This is a genomic window from Lacrimispora sp. (assembly GCF_047605665.1).
In the GTDB taxonomy this organism is placed as follows: Bacteria; Bacillota; Clostridia; order Lachnospirales; family Lachnospiraceae; genus Lacrimispora.
Genome location: NZ_JASGFH010000025.1, coordinates 47371 through 58629, shown reverse-complemented (window position 1 = coordinate 58629; position 11259 = coordinate 47371). Strand labels below are relative to the sequence as shown.

Sequence of the window (11259 nt, the reverse complement as noted above, 5' to 3'; positions counted from 1 at the left end):
GTCCTCTCTTTACCCTTCGGGCAAATTCACCTTACCCCCCAGGGGGTCCTCTCTTCGCCCTTTTGGCAAATTCACCTCACCGCTTATTTCCATTATACTAAACGCTGTACTCCTGCTCCGGTGACTCTGGCGTAAATCAAAGGTTCCTCGTCCGGCTTCTGTTCACCGATGGTAACAGCCTTTAACAGTTCATTTTCAGCATCGGCAAAGAGATCTCGCTTTGAAGCATAAAGCACTGCTATCGTCTCTCCCTCTTCCACCTTCTGTCCCACTTTTTTCTTAAGGGCTATTCCTGCCGTATAATCAATCTGGCTCTCCTTGGTGATTCTTCCTGCTCCCAAGAGAGAGGAAGCAATTCCGCACTGCTCCGTATTCATATGGGTGATATAACCGCTCTTTAAAGCCTTTACCTCTTTTTCAAAAGGTGCCTTGGCAAAGAGTGAAGGGTCATGAATCACTGCCGGATCGCCTCCCTGGGCTTCTACCATGACAGCCAGCTTTTTTAAAGCGCTTCCGTCTGCAATGGTTTGCTCCGCCATCTTCCTGCACTCCTCCAAAGAGCCTTTTCCAGCTAAAAAGAGCATGCCTGCTGCCAAACTTAAGCAGACCTCTGTCAAATCGCCAGGGCCTTTTCCCTGTAGCGTTTCCACTGCTTCAATAACTTCCAGACTGTTGCCAATCAGACTTCCCAACGGGATGTCCATGTTGGTGATCAGAGCCATGGTTTTCTTGCCTGAATGCTCTCCGATTGCCACCATCTTTTCCGCCAGAGTGATGGAATCCTCCAGGGTTTTCATAAATGCGCCGCTTCCTGTCTTTACGTCCAGTAAAATGCAGTCATTTCCTGCCGCCAGCTTTTTGCTCATAATAGAGGCAGCAATCAAAGGAATGCTGTCCACAGTTGCAGTCACATCGCGAAGGGCATAAAGCTTCTTATCTGCCGGAGCCAGGTTTCCTGACTGTCCAATAACAGAAAGTCCCGTGGAATTGACCACGGAAAAGAATTCTTCTTCCGTCAAGGTTGTCCTCATACCCGGAATGGCTTCCATCTTATCAACCGTTCCCCCGGTATGGCCCAGACCTCTTCCCGACATCTTTGCCACCTTGACGCCGCAGGCAGCCACCATGGGAGCTACTACCAAAGTAGTTTTATCCCCCACTCCTCCGGTGGAATGCTTATCCACTTTAATTCCTTCAATCCGTGACAAATCCACCATATCTCCGGAATGAGCCACCGCATCGGTGAGAATTGCAGTCTCCTCATCACTCATCCCTTTTAAATAAATGGCCATCAGCATAGCGGACATCTGGTAATCCGGAATATCCCCCTTTACATAGCCCCCAACCATAAAACGGATTTCCTCTTCCGTCAGAATCTCTCCGTTACGTTTTTTTGCAATGACATCATACATCCTCATGCTGTACGAAACCTCCCTTATTTCTTCTTTGCCCCTCAGGGGGGCTCTCTGCTCTTAAGGCAATTTTATCTTATCCTCAGAGGGGCCTCTCTTTGTCCTTCCGGCAAATTCACCTTACCCTCAGAGGAACCACTCTCTGCCTTTCAGGCAAATTCACCTTATCATTCAGAATCCAGATCTTTTTTCGTAAATCCCAGGGGGAGTAATTCTTTTAAGGAATATACAGCAGTCTCTTCCCCCGCCCCTAAAACGACTTTAAACTCGTCAGGGTCGCAGAATTCCGCCATCACCTGGCGGCACACTCCGCAGGGAGAGCAGAATTCTCCCTTTTCCCCTTTTTTGTTGCCCACAACGGCAATGGCTTCAAATTCTGTCACCCCTTCTGAAACCGCCTTGAAAAATGCAGTCCTCTCTCCGCAGTTTGTAGGCGAAAAAGCTGCATTTTCGATGTTACAACCCCTGTATATCTTTCCGTTTTTCGCCAGCAGAGCCGCTCCTACACAAAAATTTGAGTATGGAACGTAAGCCATTTTCTGGGCTTCATAGGCTTCTGCCACCAGTTTCTTTTTTGCTGCCTCGTCCAATTTCACCAATACCCCTCTCTTTACTTTCTTTTATTTATCGGGAAAGGGGATTGCCCTGCAATCCCCTTCCTTTTTCTTAAATCTTTTCAAACCGTTCCACATCTGTGACAAATATGGTCGCTCCTCCAAGCTCCACTGTCACAGGCATCATAATATAACCGGCTGAAACAGAGGCGATGTTAGGCGTAGGAACATTGCTGGTTATTTTCTGGCGTTTCCCGCATGTATCTTTAATCAAAGTAATGACTTCATCTACCTGTTCGTCCTCAGTACCGATCATTAACGTGGAATTGCCCTTTTTCAAGAAACCGCCCGTTGTTGCGAGTCTTGTCACGCTGAACTGGTGTTCATTCAGCACATCAGTCACCCGGTTTCCATCATCAGAACTGACGATTGCATAAACAATTTTCATATTTACCACCTCACTGTTTAATTTGGCAAAACCTTTATTAGCTGTTTCTATTATAAAACATAATCAGGAAAAATAAAACAGCAAATCGGAAAATAATTGTCAATTTTCTGTTAATAATTTCTGTCCTGCGGATAAATTCACCTACCCCAGGGGGTCCTCTCTTTGCCCCTTAGGGCAAATTCACCTTACCCAACAGGGGGTCTTCTCTTTGCCCTTAGGGCAAATTCACCTTACCCAACAGTTTTGAGTAAATCCGTTCTTTCATCCACTTCTCATTGATCACGTCCAGACATTCATCAACGCCAAACCAGCCCACAGCGCTGTTTTCATCCTCTTTTTTGCGAAGAACTTCCCTGTCATCCCCTTCCAAAAGGTAAGTCACATTCAGATGAAGGTGTGAGGAAACATAGGCTCCCTTTTTCTCATGTCCGTCTACAGTCAGGACCTCTAAGGAAAAAATGTCCTCCGTAACCGGCTTTACGGTTGTAATTCCGGTTTCCTCCATGACCTCGCGGAGCGCAACCTTTAAAAGGTCTCTTTCTCCATCCGCATGCCCTCCGGTCCAGGCCCAGGAGTCGTAGATGTTGTGGTAAGCCAAAAGGACCTTGTCGTGGGAGTGATTCACCACCCAGGCCGACGCCGAAAAATGTGCCCCTCTGTTTTCCCTGACAAATACATCTTCCCCTGATGATAAATACTGGAGCAGCAGCTCCTTATCCCGCTCCTCCTGCTCATTGCAGGGCGTAAATGCCTCGATGTCTCTTCTTAAATTTCTCTCCTGATCCATATGTGAACCTCCATCTTCCTGTATAGAAAGACTTCAGGGGAAACGGCCTATTCTATAGTAACGCTTAAGCCCTCCTGATGTCCTTTTCCCATCTTGTGTCTCGCTTTTCTATTCTTCACCGTATCAAAAATAATGGAAAAATCGTAATCCTCCGGGTAGAGTTCCTCTGCCGCCACCAAAAGCTTTACCCGCTTCTGGTTGATCCAGATTTTCCCGTCAGGCATCTGGACCCGCAGCACCCCTTTTTCATTGACCGGAGCGCAGACAATTCCATTTTTCTTATCCGGGTAAACCATAACGCTGTCTCCGACGGCGAACTTTCCCCTCATTATATTTTTATTGTCTGACGGCTTTTTCTGCTTTTCAATTCTGGGACCAGCCCCCCCAGGGGACTCTCTCTTTGCCGATGAAACATTCGGGTTGCGGTCCTGTAAACTCTCCTTGTTGCCATAAGCATAGATTTCCGCTCTCTTTATCATGGGCTCCGGCATACCCAGCCTTTGGGCGATAAAAAGGGCGCAGCTCTCTCCTGCCTCTCCGATTTCCATCCGGTAAAGAGGCTTTAAAGTCTCCTTGTCAAAGGCCATTCTCGCATTGGTAATTCCCTCTGCCTCCTTGGCATAAGTCTTTACCTCCGGATAATGGGTGGTAGCCAGGAAAAGACAGCCGCTGTTTTGCAGCTCTTCCAGTATGGCAATGGCAATTCCCATTCCCTCTGCCGGGTCTGTGCCGGAGCCCAGCTCATCGAGAATCACCAGGCTTTCGGGACCGGCTGTATGAAGAATCTTCATGACATTGGTAATATGGGCAGAAAAGGTGGATAAATTTTCCGTGATATTCTGCCCATCACCGATATCACAGAGAATCTGGCTGTTCATGCAAAGGTCGGCTTCTATGGCAGGCACATGAAGGCCGCACTGGGCCATGAGGGAGAAAAGGCCCACGGTTTTGATGGATACTGTTTTTCCTCCTGTATTAGGGCCTGTAATCACGATCCCCCGTTCCTTTTTTCCCAGTTCAAAGTCCAGAGGCACCGCGGTGTCCGGGCTCATAAGGGGATGGCGGCCCTTGACAATTCTCATGATTCTGCCCGTATTGACAGAAGGCTCGATCCCATCCATAGAAAGGCTTAAGCTTCCCTTGGCAAACAGAAAATCCAGCTTTTCAAGAAGCCGCTTATCCGCTTCCAAAACCTCCATGTGTTCTTCCACCGCTGCGGTCAGGGTATAGAGGATTCTTCTTGTTTCATTTTCCTCCCCGATTCTTAAAAGCTCCAGTTCTTCATTCAGCCCGGCAATGGCAGCCGGTTCAATAAAAAGGGTGGTGCCGGTGGCTGACTGGTCAATGACACTGCCGGGAACCGATGCTCTGTAGTCTTTTTTCACCGGAAGGCAGATTCTTCCGTTTCGGAAGGTCACATAGGAATCGGAAAAATACTTTTTATTTCCCCGCAAAATGGACTCCGATTTTGTCCGCAGCTTCTCCTCCAGCCTGGCTATATCCTGTCTGATTCCTTTTAAATATTTGCTGGCGCCATCCTCCACTCTGCCGTTTCTGACGCTTTCAAATATCTCCCGTGCCAGCTCCTCTAAAGGGTCTAAATCCAGCTCATAATAGGGCAGTCCCAGCTCCAGATATTTGCACCGATTTAAAAATTCTTTAAACCGCTTCACCCCTGTAAGCATGACTCCTGTGCTCTCAAGCTCTTCCGGAGACAGGCAGCCGCCCTGCTTTGTGGTATGAATAATGGCCTGCAGGCCATTCATGCTGACTGCCGGAGGAAGTCCCATCCGGTCAATAATAGTCCTGGCTTCCGTCGTATCCCGAAGGTTTTTCCGTACCTCAGCTTCATTTAAGGAGGGGCGTAAATTCTGTATGACTTCCCCGGCAGCTTCTGTGTGGACAAATTCTCTTAATTTCTCTAAAATATGGTTAAATTCTAAAATATGAAATGTGTGATTCATGTGGTTTCTCCTCGTTTCTATGCAAAAAAACCTGCAAGACTACAAATTGACGTCTTACAGGCTCTCAACCTCATCTGTCTATCTTGTATCCTCATGGGCAAAACAGGTACACAAAACAGAGGAAAAGCGGGACGCTTTCCTCATATAATCCCTGTTCTCATTATGCAACTGCTTTATGCTCCATGCTTCGATACAATTAACAAACACACACTTCCTATCTCAATATACTGATGTTACTATATCACGGAACGAATATAGGGTCAATATTTTTTTATCCCCTGCTGACCGGAACATCGGCTTTACTGATCTGGAAAATCGTGGTATCATCTTTGTTAGCTTTATGAGGACAATCATGTCCTGTCAGGGAGGAATTTATGAATACCACCATAGAACAGTTAAAATCCGGGATAAGGGATGGCGTTCCCATTGGCCTGGGCTATTTTGCCGTGTCTTTTACCTTTGGAATCATGGCTTTAAATGCGGGGCTTTCAGTCTGGCAGGCTGTTGCCGTATCCCTTACCAGCCTGACCTCAGCGGGACAGTTTGCCGGGCTGGGAATTATAACAGCAGGAGGAACCTTTGCTGAAATGGCTGCTGTCCAGTTTGTGATCAACTTGCGCTACAGCCTGATGTCTTGTTCCTTATCTCAAAAGCTGAACCACAGGGTTCCCCTTTTTCACCGCCTGCTCATGAGCTATGGGGTGACGGATGAAGTCTTTGGCGTTTCCGTCTGCAAATCCGGAGAATTGAGTCCATGGTATTTTTACGGCCTGCTTTTAGCCGCTGTTCCCGGCTGGACATTGGGAACGGCAGCGGGAGCTGTTTCAGGAAGCCTTCTGCCGGAAAGGGTTTTAAGCGCTTTGGGCATCGCCCTTTACGGGATGTTTTTGGCAGTTATCATTCCTCCTGCTAAAAGCCATGGAATTCTGGCAGGAGTGATCATCATTTCCATGGTATGCAGCCTTTTGTTTTCCCTGATTCCGGTATTGGCGGGAGTTTCTTCGGGGCTGAAACTGATCATTCTGACTATCGCAATAGCCGGACTGGCCGCATACTTATTCCCGGTGGCTCATAAGGAGGAGGCTCATGAATAACCGAATCTATCTTTACATACTGGTCATGGCGGCAGTCACTTATCTGATCCGGGTTCTTCCCCTGACCTTGATCCGGAAGGAAATTAAAAATCCCTTTATCCGGTCTTTTCTTTATTACGTTCCCTATGTGACCTTGTCGGTGATGACCTTTCCTGCCATTCTCACTTCCACCAAAAGCATCTGGTCAGGCGCAGGAGCACTGGCGGCGGCAGTGATTCTGGCATTTAAGGGAAAAAGCCTGATCCAGGTTTCCATCACCGCCTGTGCCGTTGTTTTTATCATGGAGCTGTTTTTGTAGATCATATAAAAAAGGACCGCCCTGCATCCGGATTCCGGTTACAGGGCGGCACCTTTTTTTATGCCTTGGTTTCCATTAATATTTGCTGTTTGTCGTATCGCCGGCAGGCTTATAATCATATGTTGTCTGCACGTTCCGGGAAGGTTCATGGACAGGGGCAGGGGCATCTTCTTTTTCCCGCAGCTTAAACCGGCCCACCAGGCTTTTCAGCATCTGTGCCTGTCCGGAAAGCTCTTCACTTGCTGCAGCGCTTTCTTCTGCTGTCGCCGAATTCATCTGTACTACCGCTGAAATCTGCTCCACTCCTCCGGCAATCTGTGAAACCGCATCGGATTCCTCCTCAGAAGCTCTTGCAATTTCCGCGATGATTCCGTTGACATCTCTGGAAGCTTCTACCACGATTTGAAGAGACTTTGCAGTGTCATCTGCCAGCTTTTTGCCGTTTTCAATGGCACTTAATGTATTTTCAATCAATGCGGTGGTGTTCTTTGCCGCTTCCGCAGATTTTCCGGCGAGACTTCTCACCTCATCTGCCACCACGGAAAAGCCTTTTCCTGCGCTGCCTGCACGGGCTGCTTCCACAGCGGCGTTTAAGGCAAGTATATTGGTCTGGTATGCGATATCGTCAATATTTTTGATGATCTTGCTGATCTCTTTGGAAGTATCGGTGATCTCACCCATTGCAGCCGTCAACTGCTGCATGTAACGGTTACTCTCCTCGATCTCATCCCCTGCTTTTCCTGACATGCGGCTGGCCTCACGGGCATTGTCCGCATTCTCCTTGATTTTTCCGGAAATTTCCGTAATGGAGGCAGTCAGTTCTTCCACAGAGCTGGCCTGTTCCGCCGATCCCTGGCTGAGAGTCTGGGCGCCGCCTGATACCTGTTCCGCTCCGATTGAAACCTGATCGGAAGCTGTGTTGATGTCTGTAAGAGTGCTGCTTAAATTGCGGTTAATGGTTCTCATGGCCATTAATATCTCATGATAATCGCCTATGTATTTCTCTTCATAATTTGTTTTGATCCGGAAATTGCCACGGCTCATCTCACCCAGCAGATATTGAATATCCTGGATAATGTTCTTTAAATCTTCCGCCATTTTCTTAAAGGTTTCAGAGAGCAGGCCGATTTCATCGTTGCTCTTTACCTCCACCTGTATATCGAGATTTCCCGCGGCGATCTGTGTTGCAGCGGAAACCACACCGTGAATAGGCTTCAATGCCCTGATAATTGTTATCACTACAATTACAACTACAGATACCAATGATAAAACAGAAACAGCGATAATGGCAATGGTCAACGCATTCGTATTCTTATTCATATCAGAAGTCTGGAGCACGGTCTGGGCCCACCAGTTTTTTCCTTCCACATTGAGAGGATATAAAAAACGGGTTACTTCCTTTCCGGCTGCGTTAACAGTCGTACAGGAAAATTCCTTTCCGGCTGCTGCTCCGTCAATGATTTTCTGCATGTCCTTGGGATCGTTGAAAAGTTCAGATAAATTCTGTCCGATGGTGTCCAGATTTTCACTGTTATATACAATGGTAAAATCATCTGTGACAATGCTGGCATAAAGAGTTTTATAGTCTGGAGAAGTGGTTGTTATTTTGCTGAAATTTCCAACGTCAATATCAGCTACAATAACCCCGCAAAATGCGTCCTGATACACAACGGGATATGCAGCCGTAATCATAGTCGTTCCTTCAAATACAAGGGGGTCTGTAAAATACGGCTCTCTGCTTTCTTTTACAGGTTTATAATACACTTCATTGCTGTATTCATCGTAGCTTCCCAGAGACCGGCCCTTTTTATCAGCCGCATCCGATTTATCAACATACAGAGTATAATCATTTATATTGTCATCAAATTCCTGGGGTTCAAAACAGACACCGAGGCCCACAATATCCTGATTGGAAGCAACAGAAGACCACATGTTGTTCAGCAGATAATGTTCCACTTCAATGCTTATGTCCTGCATTTCCTTGCCGTACACAGCACTTTTTAATGTCACATCGTCCCTGGAAGCGATGAGCGCATCTCCCTGGACATAGGCATTTTCAATGTAATCCTGCAAAGACTTTGCCTGTACCGCAGCCGAGTCCATAATTGCCTGCACCTGATTTCCGTTTGCATGTGCCAGATTAATCATCTCTGACCGGATAGCAGAACTGTTTGCCTTTCCTGACAGCTTAACAACAACTGATATGAGTACTGTAAAAACAATAATTAATGCAACCGCAATAATTATTGCGATTTTTGTAGAAATTTTGCCTCTCTTCATACTTACTTATCCCCCTGGGAGTTTTTTATGCCTTTATAAGCTGCTCCGCTATATTGTATTAAATGTTGTTAAAAAGGTAAACCTTCCTGCCATTTAAAGATTTGAAGAAAGTATGAATTATATATTAAAAATTTGGTTGATTTTTGTCATAATTAGTCGTATAATGTATGTTGTGTCTTTATGCTTTGTCGACAATGTCAATAAGGTTTACCTTTTAATCAACATCTTAATTTCTACCAATCACCGAAAAAACAATTCACCCAATATATCAATAAAATCATAAAAAACACCCTGCTATTATTTTTTCACAATTAATAGCAGGGTGTTTTTCCTGTTTTCAGCAATAACCGGCAATCTGTCCCTTATCCTGCTCTCTGACTGCACTTAACCGCATCAATAGCCAGAACAACCATCAGTGCCATAAGACTGTCCTGAGGCTCTTCCACATCAATGGAGTAAGTATCCGTCCAGTTAAAAAGCTTTTTTTCAATCCGGGCCACAACTCTGCCGTCTCCGGAAAGAATGCGGTAATCCCACTCAAATAAGCTTCCTTCCACTCTCCAGCCATTGCAGTCAATGGAAAACGAGGGCCTGAAAAAAGTGAATTCCTTTGTAATGGTTCCCACCGTCTCTCCGTCTACCTGGATAAAAAACCGGGGCAGAAACGTGAGCACCTTTTCCTTCAAGGTAGCCACATACCTTCCTGCGTGATCGTAAACCTCCAGCCTGTGCCCCCAGTCAAGCTTCCCCCTGACCTCATACACGGTATTTCCATTTTCATCATATATATCATAACTGTCAAACCAGGAGAAAAAACGCTGTTTAAACATAAGTTTCATATGATCCTCATCTCCTTCCCTGCTGCCGTTCAAAGTCAGTAAACACTCTTGCTGTAATCAATCATATCATATTCTCCCGTAGAAAAAAAGCATATCTCTCTGGTAAAAGATATGCCCTTCTCCATATATATGTCAGCCCTGCACAAACATTCCAAACAATTCCTTAGAGCTCTCTGCCATTGGTTTCAATCACGCTGCTGTAAAAACCGTACGATTTTTTCTTTAAACGTTTCCCTGTACCGTTTCCATCATCATCGATATCAACGTAAATAATTCCATACCGTTTAGACATTTGTCCCGTTCCGTTACTCACAATATCAATCGGCCCCCACATGGTATATCCAAATAAATCCACACCATGCTGAATGGCTGTTTTCATTGCCTTCATGTGCTTTTTTAAATAATCAATGCGGTAATCATCGTTTATGCTTCCATCTTCTTCTACTTTATCCAGCGCCCCAAGCCCGTTTTCTGCAACGAATAACGGCAATTGATACCGGTCATATAATTCCTGCAAAGCCAGCCTCAACCCATCCGGATCAACGGACCAGCCCCAGTCCGTTTTGGGCAGGTACGGATTAACGACGCCTTCCAGGGATTTTGTATCAATCACTTCTGCCGGCTCCATTGACTGCACGGATACGACGCGGGAACGGTAATAACTAAACGTGATAAAGTCAATGGGATACGACTTAAGAATCTCTTCATCCCCTTCTTCCATAACAATATTCAAATTGTTTTCCTCAAAAAACTTCCATATATAGCCTGGGTAATATCCCCTGGCCTGGACATCTGAAAAGAAAAATTCCTTTCTCTTTTCTTCCTCAGCGGCAATCACATCAGCCGGATTGCAGGTATAGGGATAGACGGTTTTGTAAGCGATCATGGCCCCCACCAAAGCCTCCGAATCTGTTTCATGAATAAATTTTGTAGCCAGCGCACTTGCCACAAACTGATGGTGTGCCGCCTGGTACATCTCCTGAAGCAGGTTTTCCGAATCGGGATGAATTGCCGCAGCATCCCAGCAAATGGGCTTTACAGCCGCATTTCCTATTTCATTAAAGGTCAGCCAATATTGAACCAGCCCCTTAAACTCCGTGACAATGGTTTTAACGAACTTCATATACAAATCAATGTACACACGGTTGGCCCAGCTTCCATACTTATCACGCATTGCCAGAGGAGTCTCATAATGGGAAATCGTGATCATCACCTTCATTCCCAGCCTGCGGCACTCTTCAAACATGCTGCGGTAGAAATCAATTCCCTTCTGATTGGGCGTTTCCTCCTCACCGGTGGGATAAATGCGGGTCCAGTTGATGGACGTACGAAAGATTTTAAAACCGGCATCCGCCATTAATTTTAAGTCTTCTTTGTATGTATGATAAAAATCAATTCCTTTATGGGTTGGATAATAATCCGCATCACGGCGGATTCCTCCAAAGAAGCCGCGGGCCTTAATATCTGCCGTGGACAGCTGTTTTCCATCTTCCAGATAAGCCCCTTCCAACTGATTTGCAGCCACTGCGCCTCCCCATAAAAAGTCCTCTCTAAATCCTGTTTCCGGTTTTTTCAAGATTTCT

The 11259-nt window shown here is 46.0% G+C and carries 10 protein-coding genes; 2 read left to right on the top strand and 8 right to left on the bottom strand.

The annotated features are described in order from the left end of the window. Window positions 1-92: 92 nt before the first annotated feature. From QM657_RS17595 to QM657_RS17575, 5 genes are all read right to left on the bottom strand, one after another. Window positions 93-1418 carry a pyrimidine-nucleoside phosphorylase gene (locus QM657_RS17595; protein ID WP_415068006.1) on the bottom strand — a complete coding sequence of 442 codons (1326 nt, stop codon included), beginning with the start codon at window positions 1416-1418 and terminating at the stop codon, window positions 93-95. A 161-nt stretch (window positions 1419-1579) separates the two neighbouring features. After that, the gene (locus tag QM657_RS17590) at window positions 1580-2008 is read right to left on the bottom strand and encodes a cytidine deaminase (RefSeq protein WP_415068005.1); all 429 of its coding nucleotides are present in this window, start codon (window positions 2006-2008) and stop codon (window positions 1580-1582) included. 70 nt (window positions 2009-2078) lie between these two features. Then, the gene (locus QM657_RS17585; RefSeq protein WP_333652105.1) at window positions 2079-2414 is read right to left on the bottom strand and encodes a cyclic-di-AMP receptor; all 336 of its coding nucleotides are present in this window, start codon (window positions 2412-2414) and stop codon (window positions 2079-2081) included. Window positions 2415-2628: 214 nt separating this feature from the next. Beyond that, window positions 2629-3201: an NUDIX hydrolase gene (locus QM657_RS17580; protein WP_415068004.1), complete on the bottom strand. Its 573-nt coding sequence runs from the start codon at window positions 3199-3201 to the stop codon at window positions 2629-2631. Window positions 3202-3248: 47 nt separating this feature from the next. Then, on the bottom strand, window positions 3249-5165 hold the full coding sequence (locus QM657_RS17575) for an endonuclease MutS2 (RefSeq protein WP_415068003.1): 1917 nt from the start codon (window positions 5163-5165) through the stop codon (window positions 3249-3251). 374 nt (window positions 5166-5539) lie between these two features. Here QM657_RS17575 and QM657_RS17570 point away from each other — a divergent pair, with 374 nt between their 5' ends. Both QM657_RS17570 and QM657_RS17565 read left to right on the top strand, forming a co-directional pair. Continuing rightward, window positions 5540-6259, top strand: a complete 720-nt coding sequence (locus tag QM657_RS17570; RefSeq protein WP_415068002.1) for an AzlC family ABC transporter permease — start codon at window positions 5540-5542, stop codon at window positions 6257-6259. Next, window positions 6252-6557, top strand: coding sequence for an AzlD domain-containing protein (locus QM657_RS17565; protein WP_415068001.1), 306 nt, complete (start codon window positions 6252-6254; stop codon window positions 6555-6557). Before QM657_RS17570 ends, QM657_RS17565 begins: the two co-directional genes overlap by 8 nt. Window positions 6558-6632: 75 nt before the next feature. Here the strand turns inward: QM657_RS17565 and QM657_RS17560 are convergent, their stop codons facing one another. The 3 genes from QM657_RS17560 to QM657_RS17550 form a co-directional block, all read right to left on the bottom strand. Next, a complete protein-coding gene (locus tag QM657_RS17560) occupies window positions 6633-8837 on the bottom strand; it encodes a methyl-accepting chemotaxis protein (RefSeq protein WP_415068000.1) in 2205 nt (734 codons plus the stop codon). 362 nt (window positions 8838-9199) lie between these two features. Then, the gene (locus QM657_RS17555) at window positions 9200-9676 is read right to left on the bottom strand and encodes an LURP-one-related/scramblase family protein (RefSeq protein ID WP_415067999.1); all 477 of its coding nucleotides are present in this window, start codon (window positions 9674-9676) and stop codon (window positions 9200-9202) included. 163 nt (window positions 9677-9839) lie between these two features. Next, window positions 9840-11252, bottom strand: a complete 1413-nt coding sequence (locus QM657_RS17550; RefSeq protein WP_415067998.1) for a glycoside hydrolase family 1 protein — start codon at window positions 11250-11252, stop codon at window positions 9840-9842. Window positions 11253-11259: the final 7 nt, after the last annotated feature.